The sequence below is a fragment of the Thiovibrio sp. Mzg5 genome, assembly GCF_055379285.1.
Map to the genome: position 1 here is coordinate 2,356,271 of NZ_AP022872.1, position 19,869 is coordinate 2,376,139.

Here is a 19,869-nt window from a genome sequence, read left to right on the forward strand (position 1 = left end):
AGAAAACGCCATCGCTTAAGAAGGCCACTGGTCCAGATATCAGGTGCGTCTTATCGGCTGGATCGATCTGGTGATTTAGCCAGGAGAATCTGGTCAAATCACCAGATTCTCCTCTTCCCCTCTCCGCGCCGTGTTGCGCATCATCTTGTTTCTACGTCCATTTTTTTCTGACAAACCATGGCATTAATCTTGCTAACTTCCTGATGAAGATCAGCGCACTGAGGTGTGCCTTGTATATGATGGAGCACCTGGAACACGCAATCAAGAAGCAAGGGAGGAGAAAATGGGGAATTGGAGATGGCCGCCTGGGATTGGCGGCAGAGTTGAAGCCACGACTGTAGGACTAAGATGCCACGTTTGTTTCAAGACGTCAGGCCGAAACGCGTCCTGTTGGACGCAGAAGGAGGAGAAAAATGCGTAGAAATATTTTAATGCTTTCCCTGATCGCGGGGATGGTAGCCCTGTCCGGCGCGGGGATGTCCGTCAACAGCGCCAAGGCCGCCGCACCAAGTGCCGAGTCCTGTAAAGACTGCCATGCAGACCTGTCCGCCAGCTTCATGAAAACCCGCCATGCCAAGGGAGCCATCACCGGCCCCAACGGCACCGGCGCCTGCCTCACCTGTCACGGCCCCAACATGGCTGCCCACTTGGAAAAGGGCGGCGGTAAGGGAACCGGCGCTTTTGCCTTCGACAAGAAGGCTGATCCCGAAGCGAAGGCCGCACAGTGCCTCATCTGTCATAGCGATTCCAAGCATCTTGCCCTCTGGGAGTCAAGCAAGCACAAGTCCGCCGGACTTTCCTGCGACAGCTGCCATTCCGGCCACTCCAGCCTGCCCAAGAGTCTGAAGATGCCCCAGACGGAGCTTTGTTTCTCCTGCCACAGAGATATCAAGTCTGAAGCCGGAAGACAGTCCCACCATCCCCTCAAGGAAGGCAAGATTTCCTGTAGCGATTGCCATGACCCGCATGGATCGTTCGGCAGCAAGAGCCTGAAGGCGGACTCCGTCAACGAGCTCTGCTATAAGTGCCATGCCGAAAAGCGCGGTCCCTTCCTGCATGAGCATCCCCCGGTTGCGGAAAACTGCCTGAACTGCCACATCTCCCACGGCGGCAACCACAACAAGCTGCTGGAACAAAAGACCCCGAACCTGTGCCACAATTGCCATACGGGGAGTGGCCATTTCACCGGGCCATATACTGCGGCAAATGGCTTCAGTTCCACGACCACTGTGGCCGCAAGGGCGGTTGGACGGTCTTGTCTGAACTGTCACGCCGCGATTCATGGCAGTACCGCAGCTGGCAAACAAGGCAAATACTTGGCCAGGTAAATATTTTGCTAATTTAGGGAGAAAACGATGAAAAAATATAATTATCTACCAGCAGTATTACTGTTGCCCCTGTTGTGTGCCCCTGGAGCCCAGGCGGCGGATAACGAGGTTACCGGCTTTGTCATGCCGTCGCTTACAAGTGTGCACATGAGCGGCCAAAAAGCGAAGTCCGGCGAATACAAAGATCCGGACAGCAGCATTTCCGGCAGCGCCGAGGTAAAATCCGAGACCGATACCGGCTATGTGACTTTCAACGCCGACGACATCGCTCAGGACAACCAGAGCTACAAAATTGAGGGCGGTCAATACGGTAAGTTCAGGCTGGACGCCTTCTACAACGAAATTCAGCATAACAACACCTTCGACGCAAAAACCTTCTATACTGGCGGCGTAGGCACGGATCGGCTCACCAGCCCGCTGTCGAACGTGCGTTATGGCCAGGCGATCACCCCGGCGATGGTAACATTTGGCAACACCTTCGACTATGAAGTTTCCCGTGACCAGTACGGCGCCGGCCTCAGGTTGGACCTGATGAAGCCTTTCTTTGCCAACTTCTCCGTGTCCCAGGAAGATCGGCAGGGCCTCAAACCGATCGGCGCTGCAAATTCCAGCTTTCCTGCCGAACTCCCTGAACCGGTGGACTACAAGACCAACATCATCCAGGCCGAAATAGGCTATGGCAAGGATCCGTACTTTGCCTCGGTGGGATATACGCACAGCAATTTTGATAATGCCTACAATACCCTGTACTTCACCGATATCTACGCCACAGCGAACCAAACCTCTTTCGTGTCCTTGCCTCCGGACAACGACTATTCCAAGTTCGATCTCAAGGGGAGGGTCAAGCTGCCGCTGAAAAGCGCTCTGGCGCTCGCGTATAGTCAGTCAAAGGCAGAAGCCGATGCGACCTTGTTTAATACCCTTAATGCTGGCGGCACTGTTAGAACTCTCACTCTGGCCGACAGCGAATTCAACGGTCGGACGGACACGACAAATTATTCCGCCGTGCTCACCTCAAGCCCGCTCGATTTTCTCGACGGGAAGATCTTCTACAAAAATTATGATACGAAGAATAAATCCGATAGAATCTCAATCATAGAATCTGGCACTACCGAGCAGCTTGGCAACGATCTCTTCGACTATACCAAAGAAAGCTACGGCATAGAGGCTGGCCTGAAACTGCCGGGCCGTATCACGCTGACGCCTTTCTACACGAAGGTGGAAACGGAGCGGCCCTTTACTCTGGCGCCAACAACGGCGGCATTCAATCCGTACTATGATGTCACCACCGACGACAACATTTACGGCTTCAATGCCAAATGGAAGGGTACGGACCTCATCTCCGCCAATATTGGCTATGAGAGAATGGACCGTGATGACAACATGGACAGTTTCGCCATGAAACACGGTACGGCTGTCCTCAATCCCTATACGCGCGAGTCTTACATTGCTTCACAGAAAAGGGATACTTACAAACTCGGCTTCGATGTCTTCCCGACCGACATGCTGAGTCTGGGCTTTACCTTTAAGCACAAGGATATCGACTACGACGAGACCCAAATCGGCCTCACGGACGAACGCAGCAATACCTACGGGGTAAGTGCCAATCTTACGCCGAACGACACGGTATCATTCTCCGCCTATGTCGATTATGAAACCGCTACACGCGAACAGCTCGTCAGGTTAGGCGCCACAGCTCCCACGGCGAGTCCTGTTGACACCATCCCAACGGACGCTGCATACAACGCAACCACCACCCTGGAGGATAAAAGTTTTGACTGGGGTGTGGGGGTAAATGTGGTCGCCATCCCCAAAACCCTGATTCTGTCGGCGCAGTTCGACCACACCCGGTCGGACGGCTTTGCAGATTATACGTATGGCCCCACCAGTGCTGCTGTCCCTCCGGCTGGCTGGACGAACGACACGATCGATTTTAATACCTGGGATGACTACAAGAAGGATGCCCTGCAGTTGAAAGGGACGTACAGCCTTTCTGCGCAGGTTGACCTCACCGGCGGCTACGCCTATGAGAAGTACAGATACAGCGACGGCCACTACGATAATTACCGGAATGTATACAATGCTAGCGCGACGGCTGGTGGCTACTTGAGCGGCGCGAACGCGAACCCGGATTATACCGCCAACGTGGTCTTCCTCGCCGCGAAGTACAAGTTCTAACCGGAGGCGATAGGCCGGGGCCGAACCTCGGTTGAAACGTCTGTACCTGAAATTCTTATGGGGGGAGGGGCATTGTCCCCTCCCCCTTTTTTTGGCATGGCGCTGATTGGCCCGTTGTGGGGTTGGAAGAAAAAAGTGGATGTGCAAGTCTTCTTCTGGCTCTGGCGACACGAATTGCATCTTGCACAGATACAGGGCGGCTGGTAGTCTTTTTTCACTCAGCGGAAATTCCGGACCCCGGTTTTCAACGGGTTGACGACTTGTTGCGAGTCCATCATATTGAGCTGGAGGGGATTATGCGGTTGTTTTTTACCCGAGACGTACTCCGTCTCCTGCTGTGCGGCTTTTTCCTCCTCTTGCTGACGGGTTGCAGCGAAGAGCAGAGCGCAGCCCCGAAACCATCCCCTCCTCCGACCAAAAAAATTGTCATCGGCCTCATTCCCGAGATGGACATCTTTGTCCAAAAAAAACGTTATGAGCCCATTGCCCTCTATCTCTCCCAAAAAACCGGCGCAGTCGTTGAGCTCAAAATCCTTTCCCGCTACGGAAATATCCTGGATAATTTTCAAATCGAGGGGTTGGACGGTGCCTTTTTCGGCAGCTTTACCGGTGCACTGGCCATCAAGAGGATGGGGGTTGAGCCCCTGGCCCGGCCTGAATACGAAGGCGGGGCCTCCACCTATTATGGCCTGGTCTTCGCCAGAAAGGACCGTGACATAAAAACGGCCCGGGATATGAAGGGCAAGGTCTTTGTCTTTGTGGATAAAGCGACCACCGCGGGCTGGCTTTTACCGCTGTATTTTTTTCGTACGCAGGGAATTAAGGATTACCGCACCTGGTTTAAGGAGACCTATTTCAGCGGCACCCATGAAGATGCTATCCAGGATGTGCTGGATGGCAAGGCGGACCTCGGCGCGGCCAAGGATCTTGTTTTTTACCGGCTGGCCAAGGAAAACCCCAGGATCACGGAAGAATTGGAAATTCTTGCCACCTCCCCGAAGGTTCCGGCAAACACCCTGGCTGTGAGACACGATCTGGACCCCGCCCTGAAAAGCCTCATCACAAGCAGTCTGCTCTCCATGGACCAGAACGAGGAAGGCCGCCGGGCACTCGCCCAATTCGGCGCCCAACGTTTTCTTGCAACCGGGGGGCAGGATTACGCCCCGGTTATTGAGTATGCCGAGCACATTGGCCTGGACCTGGCAACCTATGATTATGTCAATGATTGAAGTCCGACTGGGCACTTCAGCAATGGGGATCTCCGTTGTGACGGTCGTGGCTCCATGAGATTAAAAGCGATACTCGGCTTCATATTGCTGGTCTTTTTCTTCGGTGTTGGTGGGATGTATATTGCCAACATCAATACCAAAACTCACCAAAATCTTGAGAAAATCCTCGCTCTGAATCAGATGGAGTTTCTCCGGGACGACCTGCTCAATAACGTCAAAATCATTCAGTCGGACCTGTATCTCACCACCACTCCGCACAGCACCAACATCGAGGCTTTTGTCGAGCACGGCGAGGCGCTTCATCTCGCCGGAGAAAGGTGTTTCGGGTGTCACCATGCCGAATCAGTGATGCTGCGCCTGAGCAGTCTGGGGCAAGGCATTGATGATTATTTAAAAAATGCGAGCCGGGTGTATACGCTCAGGGCAAACCAAGAAAGGCGGAACAGGGAGGAAGAGAGCGCCTCCGCATCGGGTGTGCGGCTTCTTAAGGAAATTGACGATCTGGCGATTCATTCCCCAGACAAGATTTCCCCGAAGATTGCTGCGGCCCGGCATGAGATTTCCCGGATGAAAAATATCCTGCTGGGTTTGGTAACGGTCGCGCCTTTTATTTTTCTTGTTTTCACCTTCCTTTTTGTCAAACGTTTTTCCTCCTCCCTGTCCGTGCTCATTGGGGCAACGGAAAAAATCAAGGCGGGGGAATTGACCCATACCATTGACGAGCAGCTTCCCGATGAATTCAATGCGCTGGCCACCGCATTTAATGACATGGCTCTTTCGCTGAAAAGGCAGTGCGAGGTGGTTCTTGCCGAGCAAAGCCGCTACAGGGTGCTCTTTGAGTCGGCGGACGACGCCATCTTCATTATGGAGGGAGAGGGCGAGGCGGCGGGGAGAATCATCGCAGCCAATCAGGCGGCGGCGGTCATGCACGGCTATACGGTTGACGAACTGCGCGCCATGTATATCCAGGATTTGGACACGGTTGAAAGCGCGGCGCAAGCTCCCGCCCGGATTCGAGACATCTTGGCGGGTGGGCGGCTTGAGTCGTTGATGGAGCACAGGAAGAAAGACGGCACTGTTTTTCCGGTGGAGGTTCGGGCCGGGCTGCTGGAGATTGAAGGGCGCAAATATATTTTGGCCTTTGACCGGGATGTGACCGTACGGAACCAGACCGAGGCGGCGTTGCAGCGTTCCCGGCAACTGGCCATGGTCGGTCAGATGGCGGCCGGCCTGGCCCATGAGATCAAAAATCCCCTGGCCGGGATCAAGGTTTCCATGGAAGTTTTGATGAACGAGTTAACGCTTTCCCCGGAAGACAAGGCGATTTTTTCCCGGACTGTCGGGGAGGTGCAGAGGATTGAGTCTTTGCTGAAAAACCTCCTCAACTATGCCCGGACGCCCAGACCGGTTTTTTCCCGGATCGACCTGAACCAGCAGCTTGAAAACGCCATGCGGAATGCAACCATGCTGCTCAAATCCCCGGAATACGCGACGGCCAAAGGGAAGGGGCTGGAATTCGTCCGCAATCTTGAGCCGGCTCTGCCCATGATCCTGGCGGACCCCGGTCAGATGCAACAGGTGATCCTGAACCTGCTGCTCAATGCCATAGAGGCAACCCCTGCAGGCGGCACAATTACTGTGAGCACCAGGCCGGGCCGGGGTGAGACCGTGGAGGTGGTGATTGGTGATACGGGAAAAGGCTTGAGCGAAGAGGCGTGTGCCAAGATTTTTCAGCCGTTTTATACCACCAAACCCAAGGGGAGCGGGTTGGGTCTGGCGATAACCAGGCGTCTTGTGGAACAACACCACGGCGAGATCGAAGTCGCCAGTGTCTTGGGGCAGGGAACGGCTTTTACCATCACCCTGCCGGTTGAACAAAAAATCGAGGATGAAAACCCATGATAAAGATCCGGGGAAGAATTTTTGCCGTGGATGATGACGAACTCATCGTCACCATGCTTGCCAGGGCCTTGAAAAACGAGGGCTATGAGGTGCATTTTCAAACCACCCCCCAGGATGTTGTCGCCAATATCCTTGCCTGGCAGCCGGACATCGTTTTTCTCGATGTCGATCTGGCCGAGGAAATGACCGGCTTCGACATCCTTGCCGCCATCAAGAAAGAAGGGCTTGGCGCGGAGGTGGTCATGCTGACCGCCGACGATTCGGCGGAATCCGCCATCCGGGCCATGAAACTCGGGGCGGTTGAGTATTTCACCAAGCCGTTCAATCTCGATGAGATAAAAATCATCACCGGCAATATCATCGAAAACATCCGGCGCAAGGCGGAGGTCGATTATCACCGGGAAAGAGTCTGTCCCTATTTTGAACACGGCTTGGTGGGCAAATCTTCCCGCATCCAGGAAATCCTCAAGACAGCGGAGAAGCTGGTTCAGGCCAAGGCGGAGACCATCCTCATCACCGGCGAGTCCGGAAGCGGCAAGGAGGTTTTGGCCCGTTATCTCCATTGCCGGCGGCAGAAGGCCGAAGGCAATGGCCAGGGCCCTTTCTTTGCCGTCAATTGCACGGCCTTGCCGGAAAACCTCATTGAGAGCGAGCTATTCGGCCATGTGAAAGGCGCCTTCACCGATGCCCGCTCCGACAAAAAGGGGATCTTCGAACTTGCCGGGGATGGCACCCTGCTGCTGGATGAAATCGGGGATATGCGGTTGGATCTCCAAGCAAAACTCCTCCGGGTTCTGGAGGAGAGAACGGTCCGGCGACTGGGGGGCAGTGTTGATCTGCCCGTGGAGGCCACGGTGATCGTGACCACCAACAAGGATCTCAAGACTGCTGCGGAACAGGGGGGATTTCGCAAGGATCTGTTTTTCCGGTTGAGCGCCTTTGCCATGGAGCTGCCGCCCCTGCGGGAACGGGGGGATGATATCCTGCTGCTTGCCAAGCATTTTCTGCTCTATTTTGCCAGCAAGTATCTTAAGAAAGGCATCAAGGGTTTTTCCCCCGAGGCGGAAAAGGCCATGCTGGCCTATGGCGGGCCCGGAAATGTACGGGAGTTGCGCAACATCATCGAGCGCTGCGTGGTGCTTGAGGAGATGGAAACCGTCACCCGGGAACATCTTCTCCCGAAGCTGGAAGGATGGGCAGGCAGTGAGACCTCCGGTTCCGCGCGGATCATCCTGCCGGAAGAAGGGCTTTCTCTGGAGGAGCTGGAAAAGGATCTTATCCGGCAAGCATTGGAGCGGACAGGCGCCAACCAGACCAAGGCCGCCAAGCTTTTGGGCATTTCCTATGACACCCTGCGGTATCAAATGAAAAAGTTTGCTCTGACCTGAACGATTACAAAAACTCCTCGAAATAATCCAGATCCTTGTGAAAGGTTTCCTCCAGCCCGGCCAGGGCAAGGAAGGCGGCAACCAGGCATACTGCTCCGACTACCAAGGCGCTGGACTCCAGACTGAGATAATTGCGGCCCAACTGGAAAACCGTGGTGATGGGCACGACCATGCCCCGCACGAAGTTGGGCACCGTGGTGGCCACCGTGGCCCGCAGATTGGTGCCGAACTGTTCCGCCGCCACGGTGACGAAGATCGCCCAGTAGCCCCCGGCAAAGCCGAGGAGGGTGCAGACCCCGTAGAAAAAAGCGGGGCTTTGGCCGCCCTGCAGGAAATAAAGGGTAATCCCCGCCACGGTCAACAGCATGAAGAGGCCGATGGCTTTTTTCCGGCTTTGCAGAAGCTGGCTCAGAAATCCGCTGGAAAAATCTCCGAAGATCAAGCCCAGATAACAGAACATCACGGCATTCCCGGCCGAGACCGGTCCGGTGATGTTGAGCGAAATCGCAAACTCCGGCGAAAAGGTGATCAGGACCCCGACCACGAACCAGATGGGGATGCCGATCATAATGGAGTTGAGATAGCGGCGGAAGCGCGGCCAATCGGTGAACAGGGCCAGGAAGTTACCCCTCCGGACCCCGGCCCGGTCATCCATGGCCTTAAACATCCCCGATTCGGCCACCCTGATTCGGGTGACGAGCAGGAGTAGCCCCAGCACCCCGCCGATAACAAAGGCCGTGCGCCAGTCAAAGGTGGAGGCCACCAGATTGGCCAGGATGGCCCCGGAGACACCCACCGAGGCAACCAGCATGGTGCCGTATCCCCGGATGCTTTTGTGCAGGATCTCGGAGACCAGGGTGATGCCCGCGCCCAGCTCCCCGGCCAGGCCGATGCCGGCGATGAAACGCAGCGCCGCGTAGGCCGGCAGCGAGGTGGCCAGACCATTGGCCAGGTTGGCAAGGGAGTAGATAAAGATCGAGGCGAACATGATCGTCAGCCGCCCCTTGCGGTCGCCCAAAATACCCCAGAGAATCCCACCGACCAGCATCCCGGCCATCTGCATGTTCAGGAGAAAGACGCCATTATCGATCAGCGCCTGGCCGGAAAACCCCAGGGCCTTGAGGCTCGGCACCCTGACGATGCTGAAGAGCACCAGGTCGTAGATGTCAACGAAATAGCCCAGGGCGGCGACGATGACCGGCAGGCTGAAGATTTGGCGGGCTTTGGGTGTCATGGGGGAGATCGCTTGGCCGTAGGCTAGAGAAAAAATTTCCAGTGGAAGGTATACCCGGCTGCCAGGGCCGCGCCTTTCATCGCCTTCCGCACCGCGCTAAAATTAAAGGTGTAGGTGTATCCTTGCCGAGGAGGCGTATCTGCTCCACGATGCGGAGCCGGGCACGGCAGAGGAGTTTTTTCCGTGCGGCCATTTTGCCAACCGGTTGCATTTACCGGTTCGCGATGACATCGCCTTTGAAGGGTGCAGTAATGACACCTTCCCCCCAGCCAGTGCCGGTGAGCCTGCCCGGCATTGTGTTCGAGCCGGTAGCCGTAAAGAGGATGAATTTCGTGGAATTACGATCCCCGATGCCGAAAAAAATCTCATTGCCAGGTTTGAAATAATCCGGGGCCTGGTTGCCGAAGACCGGGAACTCGCCCATGCCCTCCAGCTTCAATTTGCCCGTGTAGGAAGGCTTCTCGCGGCCATCGCCGCCCGTTTTCACCAGGGTCAGGAAGCCGGTGCCGCCGCTGCTGAAATGCAGCGACCAGAAACCAGTCAGATCTTGTACCGCCCCTTCGGCCCGCGCTTGCCCCTGCATGAAAAGCAAACCAACCAGCATTATCCCCACAAATACCGTCAATCTCTTCATCCCTTTGCCTCCCATATACTGTATTTTCCCGGTGCCGGGCAATAGCCACGTTGTGGTGCAACGCCTCCCCGGCGCGGACCGCAGACTCTTCCGTGGCAACCAAATACAAAATTATAGCATGGGGTTACTGGCGCTGTCCATGACTCTTCACTGCGGAGTTAATGGTGCGCCAAAAAAAAAGGCTTGCAAGGAAAAATCCTTGCAAGCCTTTGATTTACTGGTGCCGGGACCAGGATTCGAACCAGGGACACTCGGATTTTCAGTCCGATGCTCTACCGACTGAGCTATCCCGGCAAAAAAGTAGCTATCATATATTGAAATCTGGCCTGCTTGTCAACCTATTTCACAAGCGCACGTTCATAACCACCCGGGTGGCGGCCAGATGATCGTGCCACGCGCATTTTTCCCGGTCGATAATACTCCAGAAAAGTCCAAGCCCCAAAGGCAGGATCGATAGGCCATAGCCGATAAAGCGCAGAAAGGCCAGGCCCGGGGTCACCTCCCCGCCGTCAACCCGCACCACTCGCAGGCCCATGAACATCTTGCCGAGGGTCTGTCCCTGCCAGCCATGCAGCGCCAGAAAATAGACGGCGGTGAACAGGGGAAAGGTGAGGAGGAACAGAAGAAGGCCAAAAAAAAGGGAGGGAATCAAACCGAGCCAGTGAGGGGAATACGCCCACAGGGCCACGGCCACCGCGCACAGGCAACCGAAATAGAGAAGGTGGATCAGGAGAATATCGATCCCCATTGCCATGCCGCGGGCAAGAAACCCGGCGTATTGCGGCGGGGAGGAGGTTTCCTCCTTCATGGGTGTGACTATTCCCTTACTGGTCATCGTTTTCCAGGGTCAGGCCGAGATCAGGGATATCGGCCACCGCGCTGGCGGGTTTTTTGGGCGCATCGGCTGGGGGGGGGGCATTCTCGCCATCTTCGAGGGAAAGCTCAAGAATATCGTGATCATCTTCCCTGTCCGCCGGTTTTGCCGGCGCTTCGTCAAAACTCATCAGGGAGGAGAGGTCGATAATCTCATCATCCTCCGCATTGGCCGTGGGCTTCGTTGCCGAATATTCAAGGGTGTCAAAAGGGCTCTCTTGCTGGTCAACATCCAGGAGGGCATCATGCTCAAGGCTGGGAAGCTCAATGCCCATGAGGGAATCCTCCTCACCCTGGGCTGGGGTCAGGATCGTTTCTTTCTGCTCATTTCCCAGGTGCAACACAGGCTCTTCTTCCTCTTCCTGGGGCGGTATAAGGTCTGAAACATCGATATCTTCGAGACCAAGCGATGGCAGAGGCTGATCTTCCAGGTCGCCCTCATCCAGCGGCGCCCCGGCGAAATCGAGCTCATCTTCGTCCGCTGGCGGAGCATCGGCCTCCAGCTCGTCCAGGTCAAGGGTCTCTTCTTCCTCGTGGAGGGCAGGGCCAGGCTCGGCAGCGGATGGTTCTTGTTTCCCGAGGATCGTGCCGAGGAAAAATGGCGTTGGAGCCTTGCTCACTGTGCCTTTGAGCTGCTCAGCCACGGCGGTTAAGTCATTGCTGCACTTGCCGCAGGATCTTTGCCGGTCAAACGAGATATAGCCGCATTTCGGGCAACGCATGGTGGATCTCCCTTCGCACAGTGGGGCCGGCGCTCAAACCTCTGGTCCGTCAAGAAAAAAAGTATGGATAACACTACAACTTTATTATATATCTTCACAGATGGTCAAGACATTCTCCTGTATCCGTAGCAAAAAAGCAACCGCAGTTTGCCCGCCCGGAGAAACCCGGTGCACGGTTTCTTGCAAAATACGGCGAATCGCGGTACCTTTCCCCTGCCCAAGCGTTTGCGCCAAACCCTTTTCTCAGAGGAGAGAAAAATGAGATTTTCCTTCCCCCCGCGTTTTGTCGTGTGCCTGTGCCTGCTTGCTCTTGCCGCCACAGGTTGTTTTTACCGTGATCCGGTGCGCCATCTTTCTTCGGATATTTGCCTGATTACACCCAACCTTACCCAGCAGGAGGTTCTTGCCACCCTTGGCGCTCCTGATGAAAAACAAAAGGGGGAGCAGGGCGAGATCTGGATCTACCGTGAGGTGAAAAAAAGCTTCCTGCGGAAAACCCCCTATATCGGGGAAAAGGTGGGTTCGGAAAATTATGATGTGGTGACCATAACCTTTGCCGGGGACACTGTTTCCACCTGCCTCTATCGTGCCTATAGCGAAGAGGAACTCAAAAAAAGCGGTGCTACCATCAGTGGGCCGCGTGCGGAGTAACAAGTACGAAAAATTCCGGACCCGCATGGTTGAGGAGCAACTGCTCCCCAGAGGCATTGAAGATCCGGCGGTGCTCCACGCCATGGAGGTGGTACCCCGGCATCTTTTTGTCGCCGACGCCCTGCACGCCCAGGCCTATGGCGATTTTCCCCTGCCCATCGGCCATGGTCAGACCATCTCCCAGCCCTATGTGGTGGCCCTCATGACCCAGCTGCTCCAGCTCACCGGGCAGGAGAAGGTGCTGGAAATCGGCACCGGCTGCGGCTACCAGTCCGCTATTCTTGCCGCACTCTGCGAACGGGTCTACACGGTTGAACGACTCAAACCCCTTCTGGCCCGCGCCCGGCGAACCTTTGACCAGCTCCAGATTTACAACATCATGAGCAAGGTCGCGGACGGCACCGAAGGCTGGCCGGACAATGCTCCCTTTGCGGCGATCATCGTCACCGCGGCCGGACCGGGGATTCCGCAGCCTTTGGTCGATCAGTTGGCAGACCCCGGCGTCATGGTTCTGCCGGTGGGTGGTGATCTGGAAGGCCAGACCCTCATGGTGGTCAGAAAAGAAGGGGGAGTGGTGACAACCACCGAGGTGGAAAGCGTCCGCTTTGTCAAGCTGGTCGGCACCCACGGCTGGAAGGCGGCCTAAACCTGTAATCGGTCACAGGGCACCGCATCTGCTTTGTTATCGGCCTGTTCGCATACCAAGGTATAGCTCTCAGACCTCTGTCGCGCATCTGCGGCACCCTGTGGCCGATTACTCTGGGGGTTGCATTTTTCAAGCTACCGGAGTCTGTTCCTGATTTTGGTTCACGCCACTCACCCTTTCACTCCCCTGCCCGCACCCGTTTGGCTAAACGTCGTACTTCACCCAGGGTTTCCGTCAGATCAAAGGCGCGAAACCGCCGCTCCTCCATGACCACCCTGCCGTCAATGAGCACGGTGGCGACATCGCTGCCCCTTCCCGCATAGACCAAAGTCTCCGGATTATGAAAGGGTATCAGGTGGGGTTGCCTGCGGTCGATGATGAGACAGTCCGCCCGCAGCCCCACGGCCAGACGGCCGGCTTGGTGGGCCAGACCGAGAACCCCGGCACCCCCTACCGTGGCCATGCCCAGCAGGGTGGTGGCGGGCAGGCGGGTGGGGTCGTGGACGGCCACCTTGTGCAGCCTGGCACAACTTGCCATCTCCTGGAAAAGATCCAGATCGTTATTACTGGCGCAACCGTCCGTGCCCAGCCCCACCTCCACCCCGGCTGCGAGCAGTTCCGCCAGGGGGGCGATGCCCGCGCCGAGCTTCATGTTGCTCTCCGGACAGGTGACCACCTTGGTCCCGCTCTCCCGCAGCAGTGCGATATCCTCCTCTTCCAGCCAGACACAGTGCACGCAGACCGTTTTTTCATCCAGCACCCCAAGACCATGGAGCAGGGCCACCGGGGTGCAGCCGTGTTGTTCCTTGAGCTGTTTGACCTCCTCCCTGGTTTCGGCCAGATGGAGGAAAAGAAGGCTTCCGGCTTTGCGGGCCAGGTTCTTGGCGCGTTGCAGGGTATCCGGGCTGCAAGTATAGGGGGAATGGCAGAACAGGGCGGGGGTGAGCAGGGGGTTTTTTCCCTGCCAGGTGGAGAGAAAATCCGCCGCTGCCGCAATGTTTTGGGTCGGGTCCGGAACGCCGGGCGCCGGGAAATCGATGATGCCCTGGGCCGCCACCGTGCGCAGACCTGCCTCGCAAAAGGCTTGTGCCGCCGCATCTTCATAAAAATAGGCGTCCGCCACCGTGGTGGTACCGCCCATGATCATCTCGGCGGCGGCAAGCTTGCTGCACCAATACACCATTTCCGCATCGACCAGCCGCGCCTCGGCTGGGAAGACATGCTCGGTAAGCCAGGTCATGAGCGGCAGATCATCGGCCAACCCCCTAAACAGGGTCATGGCCCCATGACCGTGACAATTGATCAGCCCCGGCATAACCAGATTGCCCGCGGCGTCAATGATTCTATCCGCCTGGGGTCCTACGGGCAGGTCGGCCATGGCGCCAATCCCGACAATGGCCCCAGCGGCCACGGCAAGATAGGCTGCCTCCTGCAAATGTCCGTCCTCCGGATTCGCCAGGAGCGTGGCATTGGTTATGAGGAGATCATGGTTCAACACAGAGGTGCGCCCTCCCAATGGTCAAAATGATAAAAAGGGAAGATGTCCAGGGCGCCAGGCAAAAGGCAAGGCGAAGAGGCCTTGCCCCGGAAAAAAGGCTATGGCATCAAATAAAAACCCAGTTCCCTCTCGGTGCTGGCTGGCTCGTCAAACCGCAGCCCAAGGTAAGACCCTTCGACGAGTTGTACCACCCCGATTTTTTCTATCCAGGTTTTCTTTGGATTATCAAGGGTAAAGCCCAAGATGAGCCGGGCATGCTTCTCGATCCTGTGTCGGCCCAGGGCCGAGAATCCGGCGCCATGCATGGAGAGATTGTCAATCCGGCAGTTTATTGTTTTTTTGGTCAGGGAGAGGTCGGGAATATCCCTCTCATCGAAAAGCACATGGTAGGTTCCCTCAAGATTGGTGGCCTTGCGGTAAAACTTCCGGTACTCGAACCGCACTGGAAAAACAGCGGCGCAGGCGCAGCGAATCCGGACCACTGGTGCGAGGGAGGCAAGATCCTGCATGCGCACCGTTTCCACCAGCCCGCAGGCTTCGCAGCGTATTAACGCGCTGCTGTCCTCTTTCACAAAAACCTTTTGCGCGTGTTCCTCTGCCATGTTTTTGCCCTCATGGTGTCGGTTGTAACCGGAAAAAGCTTTTTTCCCATCGTCCGGTTTTTCACTAACCCGGAAAATTCTATCATGTCGCCCCGCAGGAAGGAAGGGGACGAAGCAGATTTCCCCTTCCTTCCTGGACTTATTACGGATTCTTTTTGTTATCCCGCAGTGTTTCCCGAACCGCGAGGGCCAGGTCACTTATGGAAAAAGGCTTCTGGATAAAATGGATGCCCGGTTCCAGCACCCCGTGATGGGCAATGACCTCCGCGGTGTAGCCCGACATATAGAGGCATTGCATCGCCGGCCGCAGAGAAGAGAGCCGCTGCACCAACTCCCGGCCGTTCATCTCGGGCATCACCACATCGGTTATGAGCAGGTGGATTTCCCCGGCGTGCTCCTGGGTCAGCTGAATCGCCATCATCGGCGTGTTGGCGGCAAGCACCGTATAGCCCAGGCGTTGGAGTATTGTCTTGCCGAGAGTCAGGATGGAGGCATCGTCTTCCACCAGCAACACCGTTTCCGTGCCGCCTGCGGGTTCTTCCGTCCGGCTGGTCTCCGCCGTCACCGTTTCATTGGCGAAGCTGGGCAGATAGATGCTGAAGCTGGTGCCCTGGCCGAGCTCGCTGTACACGTTGACAAAGCCGTTGTTCTGCCGGACGATGCCATACACGGTGGCCAGCCCCAGGCCGGTGCCCTTGCCCTGTTCCTTGGTGGTGAAGAAGGGTTCGAAGATATGGATCAGGGTTTCCTTGTCCATGCCGCAGCCATTGTCGCTCACCACCAGCAGGACATATTCGCCGGGAAGGGACTCCGGGTGATCGGCGCAATAGGCTGTATCCAGCGAAATATTTCCCGTTTCGATGGTGATCTTGCCGGTGTCGGCAATGGCGTCGCGGGCGTTGACCGCCAGGTTGGCCAGGATCTGATCGAGCTGGGAAGGGTCGATTTTCACGGGCCACAGGGAGTGTCCCGGCAGCCAGGCAAGGTCGATATCTTCGCCGATGAGCCGCTGGAGCATTTTCAACATACCCGAGACGGTGTCGTTTAAATCGAGGATCTTGGGGCTCGCCGTCTGCTTGCGGGCAAAGGCGAGGAGCTGGCGGGTGAGATCGGCGGAGCGCATGGCCGCCTTGCGAATTTCTAAAAGTCCCTCATGCACGGGGCTTGTTACCTCAATCTGGGCGAGAGAGAGGTCGCTGTACCCGAGAATCGTCTGGAGCATGTTATTGAAGTCATGGGCCACCCCGCCGGCAAGCCTGCCCACCGACTCCATTTTTTGGGCTTGGAGCAGCTGGGCTTGCAGTTTCTCCTTTTCTTCTTCGTTCCGCTTGCGCTCGGCGATATCAATATCAATGCAGTACATCTCGGGTTCACCGTGGATGTTTATTTGCATCACATGGCTTGAAAAAACGTGGACGGGCCGGCCGCCCTTTCCTTGCAGCACTAATTCTCCGGCTGGAATCGGGGTTCCTTGGTTCAGCCAGCTGTTGACCGCATCAATGACCCCTTGCCGCATCTCCGGCGGGATGATCAACTCTTCGAGCTGTCGGCCCAACGCCTCTTCCCGCGAAAAACCATACAGGGTCGCGCTGGCCGTGTTCCAAAAAACGACGCGGCGTTGCCGGTCATATCCCTGCACCGCGATATTGGGAACATCCTCAAGCAGTGAGCGGAAGCGTTGTTCGCTTTCCCCGAGCGTCACCTCGGTCTGTTTGCGTTCGGTGATGTCGGTGTGGGTTCCGAGCATCCGCAAGGGACGACCGGCGGCATCGTATTCCACCACCTTGCCGAGGGAGAGGATCCATTTCCACTCGCCCGCTTTGGTTCGTTGCCGGAACTCCACGCGATACTCGGGGATCTTCCCGGCGATATAGTCCCGATAGGCAGCCGCCACGGGGGCGTGGTCATCGGGGTGCAACCGTTCAATCCATTTGGCGTTGGTCTCCTGGAATTCGGCCGGATCGTACCCGAGCATGGTGGCATATTCCGGACTGACCTTGGCCTCACCGGTTTGGACATTGAGATCGTAGAGCCCCTGATTGGCGGCCATAAGCGCCAAACGCAGCCTTTCCTCGCTGGTTTGCAGTTGGGTGCTGAAATCCTCCCGCCGCAGCCGGTTGACCATCAGCGAGCCCAGCAAAGCCGTGGCCAGGGGGTAGATCGTCAGTACCGGCAGGCTGATTTGCGCAAGCACCGACAGGGCCGTAGCCCAAGGCAGGATGAACATCAGCGCCAGCATGACCACATGGACGAGAAGGCCAAACAGGTAGAGTTCGCGCCAGGAAAATTCCTCCGCTTTCTGACCACGAAAATGGTGCCAGACGAGACCCAAGGTGCCGGAGGCCAATATTACCCCAACCCCGACCCAAGTCGCCGCCCCGCCCAGGGAGAGGCGAAAGGCGGCCGCCATCGCCATGGCCACGACGGTTGGCACCACCCCGAAAAACAGGCCTGCCACCCCAAGGAGCACCGAACGGGTATCGAACACGATCCCGGTTACATAGCGCCAAGAAGAGAGCATGATGATGATGCAAAGGACACCGAGGGCCACCCCGACGGACAGTTGCACGAGCAGGCCGGGCTTTTGCAACCGGTAGCGATTGGTGATCAGGTCATAGGCGAAGGCCATGGCCAGGAGCAGGGCGGCGTTCTGGATGAGTGCGGGAAAGGCATTGTTAAGCATGCGTGGTCATTCCTCGCCATTTTTAGAGACCAGATGAGCCAAAGACCGAGACATGATTTTTGCTCATCCCAATACCATCATTCCTTATTTATATCACATTTTGCCAAAGAACAGCCCGCGGCATAAAAAAAGGGTTTTCAGGCAAAAACCTGAAAACCCTTGTCATATATGGTGCCGGAGGTCGGAATCGAACCGACATGGAGTTGCCCCCGCGGGATTTTGAGTCCCGTGCGTCTACCAGTTTCACCACTCCGGCTGAATGGCGATGCGGCCCGAAGGGCCGCACGGACGAACACTATAGAAGCCTTGCCGATCCCTGTCAAGGTCTAAAGAACAGTGCGCTTCCCTGTTGTTTCAGTGGCTGGTTCCCAGGAAAATCTTTTGGAACCGGTAGAAGTAATCCACCCCCGACCAGACCGTCATGACTGCGGAAACATAGAGGATAGCCTTGCCCAGTTCGTGCAGGAAAGGAATGGGTACGACTCCCAGGGGGAAAATTAGGATGCAGAGCGCGGTGTACTGCAGAATGCTCTTGAGTTTGCCCATGCCGCTGGCCGCGATCACGATGCCCGAGGAGGCGGCCACGCCGCGGAGCCCGGTGATCACCAGCTCCCTGGCCAGGATGATAAATACCAGCCAGGCGGGGATCTTATCCATGGGGATCAACATGACCAGGGCCACGCAGACCAGCACCTTGTCGGCCACCGGATCCATCAATTTACCCAGGACCGTTTCGATCTTATGCTTGCGGGCGTAATAGCCGTCCGCGAGATCGGTCAGGACGCCGGTCAGGAAAAGAAAAAAGGCGAACAGACTGATCCCGACGCTGGACTGGGGATAGAGAAAAAAGAGGAGAACCGGCGCCGCCACAAAGCGGTATCCGGTGAGCAGGTTGGGAACGGTGAGGATCGCGTGTCGGGACATGGGTTTAGTTGGCCGCCCCCAACCAGCGGGAAGACGGGGACGCCGCGGCTGTCATTTGTCGGTAGTGCTGAAGAACCGTGCTCACATACTGCTGGGTTTCTGGGATCAAGGGAATGCCCTGGGCCGCCTCAACCTTGCCCGGCCCGGCATTGTATGCGGCCAGGGCCAGCCTGAGGTTGCCGCCGAAGCGGGCCATCATCTGGCGCAGGTAATTGGTGCCGCCAAAGATATTCTCCTTGGGGTCGAAAGGGTTCCAGACATTCAAGTCGGCGGCGGTTCCCGGCATCAGCTGCATGAGGCCCTGGGCTCCTTTGGGAGAAACCGCCTGGCAGTCAAAGTTGGATTCGGTCTTGATCACCGCCTTGATCAACAGGGGGTCCATCTCGTACCGGTTGGCCGCCCTCTGGATATGCTCTTCATAAAGGCGCGGATCACCGGCCCGCGACGCCCTGCTGCCTCCCCGAAACTGCGGCCGGATCACTCCGAGCTTGTAGCGGGGATCGTTGGGCACATTGGTGAAATGCACGGTGCCCTGGGCATCGACAAAGGTGTAGATCGCCGCCTGCGCGCCATCCGGCGCCAGCAGTAATGCCCAGATCAGCATGGTCAGGATTTGCCCTGTCACCCGTGCCCTGGTTTTCCCTTTGTCTCTGTGGGTTTTCCGTGTCTGCGCCATGTTTTTGTCTCCGGGCAGATGCGCCTGCAACAACAGTATACTACGCTTTTGTTCTTTTTTCCCAGTCAGCCAAAAATTGTTCCATGCCGAGATCGGTGAGCGGATGCCGGGCAAGCTGGGCAATAACCTTGAAGGGGATCGTGGCGATGTGGGCGCCCAACAGGGCCGCGTCCACCACATGGATGGGATTGCGGATGCTGGCGACGATCACCTCGGTGGCATAGCCGTAGTTGTCATAGATGTTCATGATGTCGCTGATCAGATCCATGCCGTTCTGGGAGATATCGTCCAGCCGGCCGACAAAGGGGCTCGCATAGCTGGCCCCAGCCTTGGCGGCCATCAGGGCCTGGCTGGCGGAAAAGATCAGGGTCACATTGGTTCTGATCTTTTCATCGGCAAGCGTCTTGACCGCCTTGAGGCCTTCGGTGGTCATGGGGATCTTGATCACAATGTTCTCGTGGATGGCGGCCAGCTCGCGGCCCTCTCGGACCATGCCCTCGGCGTCGAGCGCGATCACCTCGGCGCTGATCGGGCCATCAACTATCTTGCAGATATCCTTGATGATCTCAACAAACGGCTTATTCTCCCTGGCGATCAACGAGGGGTTGGTGGTGACTCCATCCACCATACCCATGTCCACGGCTTTTTTGATTTCTTCAAGGTTGGCGGTATCAATAAAAAACTTCATCTATTCTCTCCTG

General features: G+C 56.7%; 17 protein-coding genes and 2 tRNA genes. 7 read left to right on the plus strand and 12 right to left on the minus strand.

What is annotated here, in order from left to right:
- The first annotated feature begins 413 nt into the window (after positions 1 to 413).
- The 5 genes from ACZ46D_RS10855 (at position 414) to ACZ46D_RS10875 (ending at position 8,025) form a co-directional block, all read left to right on the plus strand.
- A complete protein-coding gene (locus tag ACZ46D_RS10855) occupies positions 414 to 1,328 on the plus strand; it encodes a DmsE family decaheme c-type cytochrome (RefSeq protein WP_464927453.1) in 915 nt (304 codons plus the stop codon).
- A gap of 27 nt (positions 1,329 to 1,355) precedes the next feature.
- Complete coding sequence (locus ACZ46D_RS10860) at positions 1,356 to 3,506, plus strand: MtrB/PioB family outer membrane beta-barrel protein (RefSeq protein WP_464927454.1); 2,151 nt, start codon at positions 1,356 to 1,358, stop codon at positions 3,504 to 3,506.
- A gap of 296 nt (positions 3,507 to 3,802) precedes the next feature.
- Positions 3,803 to 4,735: a phosphate/phosphite/phosphonate ABC transporter substrate-binding protein gene (locus ACZ46D_RS10865; RefSeq protein WP_464927455.1), complete on the plus strand. Its 933-nt coding sequence runs from the start codon at positions 3,803 to 3,805 to the stop codon at positions 4,733 to 4,735.
- A gap of 54 nt (positions 4,736 to 4,789) precedes the next feature.
- On the plus strand, positions 4,790 to 6,637 hold the full coding sequence (locus ACZ46D_RS10870) for an ATP-binding protein (protein WP_464927456.1): 1,848 nt from the start codon (positions 4,790 to 4,792) through the stop codon (positions 6,635 to 6,637).
- The gene (locus ACZ46D_RS10875; RefSeq protein ID WP_464927457.1) at positions 6,634 to 8,025 is read left to right on the plus strand and encodes a sigma-54-dependent transcriptional regulator; all 1,392 of its coding nucleotides are present in this window, start codon (positions 6,634 to 6,636) and stop codon (positions 8,023 to 8,025) included. Before ACZ46D_RS10870 ends, ACZ46D_RS10875 begins: the two co-directional genes overlap by 4 nt.
- A 4-nt stretch (positions 8,026 to 8,029) precedes the next feature.
- On the opposite strand, the gene ACZ46D_RS10880 is transcribed toward ACZ46D_RS10875, so the two are convergent.
- The 5 genes from ACZ46D_RS10880 to ACZ46D_RS10900 all read right to left on the minus strand — a co-directional run bounded on the left by ACZ46D_RS10880 (position 8,030) and on the right by ACZ46D_RS10900 (position 11,488).
- Positions 8,030 to 9,259 carry an MFS transporter gene (locus ACZ46D_RS10880; RefSeq protein WP_464927458.1) on the minus strand — a complete coding sequence of 410 codons (1,230 nt, stop codon included), beginning with the start codon at positions 9,257 to 9,259 and terminating at the stop codon, positions 8,030 to 8,032.
- Positions 9,260 to 9,470: 211 nt separating this feature from the next.
- The gene (locus tag ACZ46D_RS10885) at positions 9,471 to 9,893 is read right to left on the minus strand and encodes a hypothetical protein (RefSeq protein ID WP_464927459.1); all 423 of its coding nucleotides are present in this window, start codon (positions 9,891 to 9,893) and stop codon (positions 9,471 to 9,473) included.
- A gap of 218 nt (positions 9,894 to 10,111) precedes the next feature.
- Positions 10,112 to 10,187: transfer RNA gene (locus ACZ46D_RS10890), tRNA-Phe, on the minus strand.
- 49 nt (positions 10,188 to 10,236) lie between these two features.
- Positions 10,237 to 10,701 (minus strand): RDD family protein, encoded by a 465-nt coding sequence (locus tag ACZ46D_RS10895; RefSeq protein WP_464927460.1) that lies wholly within the window; start codon positions 10,699 to 10,701, stop codon positions 10,237 to 10,239.
- A 16-nt stretch (positions 10,702 to 10,717) separates the two neighbouring features.
- Positions 10,718 to 11,488, minus strand: coding sequence for a hypothetical protein (locus ACZ46D_RS10900; protein WP_464927461.1), 771 nt, complete (start codon positions 11,486 to 11,488; stop codon positions 10,718 to 10,720).
- A 258-nt stretch (positions 11,489 to 11,746) separates the two neighbouring features.
- Between ACZ46D_RS10900 and ACZ46D_RS10905 the strand changes: the two genes are divergently transcribed.
- Together ACZ46D_RS10905 and ACZ46D_RS10910 are read left to right on the plus strand one after the other, a co-directional pair.
- On the plus strand, positions 11,747 to 12,139 hold the full coding sequence (locus ACZ46D_RS10905; protein WP_464927462.1) for a hypothetical protein: 393 nt from the start codon (positions 11,747 to 11,749) through the stop codon (positions 12,137 to 12,139).
- 25 nt (positions 12,140 to 12,164) lie between these two features.
- Positions 12,165 to 12,785: a protein-L-isoaspartate(D-aspartate) O-methyltransferase gene (locus ACZ46D_RS10910; protein WP_464927463.1), complete on the plus strand. Its 621-nt coding sequence runs from the start codon at positions 12,165 to 12,167 to the stop codon at positions 12,783 to 12,785.
- A gap of 178 nt (positions 12,786 to 12,963) precedes the next feature.
- Here ACZ46D_RS10910 and ACZ46D_RS10915 read toward each other — a convergent pair whose 3' ends face one another.
- The 7 genes from ACZ46D_RS10915 to fsa form a co-directional block, all read right to left on the minus strand.
- Positions 12,964 to 14,283 (minus strand): amidohydrolase, encoded by a 1,320-nt coding sequence (locus ACZ46D_RS10915; protein ID WP_464927464.1) that lies wholly within the window; start codon positions 14,281 to 14,283, stop codon positions 12,964 to 12,966.
- 98 nt (positions 14,284 to 14,381) lie between these two features.
- Positions 14,382 to 14,885, minus strand: a complete 504-nt coding sequence (locus ACZ46D_RS10920) for a hypothetical protein (RefSeq protein WP_464927465.1) — start codon at positions 14,883 to 14,885, stop codon at positions 14,382 to 14,384.
- Between the two features lie 142 nt (positions 14,886 to 15,027).
- Positions 15,028 to 17,568 carry a LytS/YhcK type 5TM receptor domain-containing protein gene (locus ACZ46D_RS10925; RefSeq protein WP_464927466.1) on the minus strand — a complete coding sequence of 847 codons (2,541 nt, stop codon included), beginning with the start codon at positions 17,566 to 17,568 and terminating at the stop codon, positions 15,028 to 15,030.
- A 169-nt stretch (positions 17,569 to 17,737) separates the two neighbouring features.
- Positions 17,738 to 17,824: transfer RNA gene (locus ACZ46D_RS10930), tRNA-Leu, on the minus strand.
- Between the two features lie 98 nt (positions 17,825 to 17,922).
- Positions 17,923 to 18,492, minus strand: coding sequence for a CDP-diacylglycerol--glycerol-3-phosphate 3-phosphatidyltransferase (pgsA, locus tag ACZ46D_RS10935; RefSeq protein ID WP_464927467.1), 570 nt, complete (start codon positions 18,490 to 18,492; stop codon positions 17,923 to 17,925).
- A gap of 4 nt (positions 18,493 to 18,496) precedes the next feature.
- Positions 18,497 to 19,168, minus strand: coding sequence for a transglycosylase SLT domain-containing protein (locus tag ACZ46D_RS10940; RefSeq protein ID WP_464927468.1), 672 nt, complete (start codon positions 19,166 to 19,168; stop codon positions 18,497 to 18,499).
- Between the two features lie 40 nt (positions 19,169 to 19,208).
- Positions 19,209 to 19,856 (minus strand): fructose-6-phosphate aldolase, encoded by a 648-nt coding sequence (fsa, locus tag ACZ46D_RS10945; protein ID WP_464927469.1) that lies wholly within the window; start codon positions 19,854 to 19,856, stop codon positions 19,209 to 19,211.
- Between the last annotated feature and the right edge of the window lie 13 nt (positions 19,857 to 19,869).

Excerpts from the sequence above, each read along its gene's own strand:
- ACZ46D_RS10870 (WP_464927456.1), top strand. The coding sequence starts at position 4,790 with ATGAGATTAAAAGCGATACTCGGCTTCATATTGCTGGTCTTTTTCTTC.
- ACZ46D_RS10910 (WP_464927463.1), top strand. The coding sequence starts at position 12,165 with ATGGTTGAGGAGCAACTGCTCCCCAGAGGCATTGAAGATCCGGCGGTG.
- ACZ46D_RS10880 (WP_464927458.1), bottom strand. The coding sequence starts at position 9,259 with ATGACACCCAAAGCCCGCCAAATCTTCAGCCTGCCGGTCATCGTCGCC.
- ACZ46D_RS10865 (WP_464927455.1), top strand. The coding sequence starts at position 3,803 with ATGCGGTTGTTTTTTACCCGAGACGTACTCCGTCTCCTGCTGTGCGGC.
- ACZ46D_RS10925 (WP_464927466.1), bottom strand. The coding sequence starts at position 17,568 with ATGCTTAACAATGCCTTTCCCGCACTCATCCAGAACGCCGCCCTGCTC.
- ACZ46D_RS10875 (WP_464927457.1), top strand. The coding sequence starts at position 6,634 with ATGATAAAGATCCGGGGAAGAATTTTTGCCGTGGATGATGACGAACTC.
- ACZ46D_RS10900 (WP_464927461.1), bottom strand. The coding sequence starts at position 11,488 with ATGCGTTGCCCGAAATGCGGCTATATCTCGTTTGACCGGCAAAGATCC.
- ACZ46D_RS10920 (WP_464927465.1), bottom strand. The coding sequence starts at position 14,885 with ATGGCAGAGGAACACGCGCAAAAGGTTTTTGTGAAAGAGGACAGCAGC.
- ACZ46D_RS10860 (WP_464927454.1), top strand. The coding sequence starts at position 1,356 with ATGAAAAAATATAATTATCTACCAGCAGTATTACTGTTGCCCCTGTTG.
- ACZ46D_RS10940 (WP_464927468.1), bottom strand. The coding sequence starts at position 19,168 with ATGGCGCAGACACGGAAAACCCACAGAGACAAAGGGAAAACCAGGGCA.
- ACZ46D_RS10895 (WP_464927460.1), bottom strand. The coding sequence starts at position 10,701 with ATGAAGGAGGAAACCTCCTCCCCGCCGCAATACGCCGGGTTTCTTGCC.
- pgsA (WP_464927467.1), bottom strand. The coding sequence starts at position 18,492 with ATGTCCCGACACGCGATCCTCACCGTTCCCAACCTGCTCACCGGATAC.
- fsa (WP_464927469.1), bottom strand. The coding sequence starts at position 19,856 with ATGAAGTTTTTTATTGATACCGCCAACCTTGAAGAAATCAAAAAAGCC.
- ACZ46D_RS10885 (WP_464927459.1), bottom strand. The coding sequence starts at position 9,893 with ATGAAGAGATTGACGGTATTTGTGGGGATAATGCTGGTTGGTTTGCTT.
- ACZ46D_RS10905 (WP_464927462.1), top strand. The coding sequence starts at position 11,747 with ATGAGATTTTCCTTCCCCCCGCGTTTTGTCGTGTGCCTGTGCCTGCTT.
- ACZ46D_RS10855 (WP_464927453.1), top strand. The coding sequence starts at position 414 with ATGCGTAGAAATATTTTAATGCTTTCCCTGATCGCGGGGATGGTAGCC.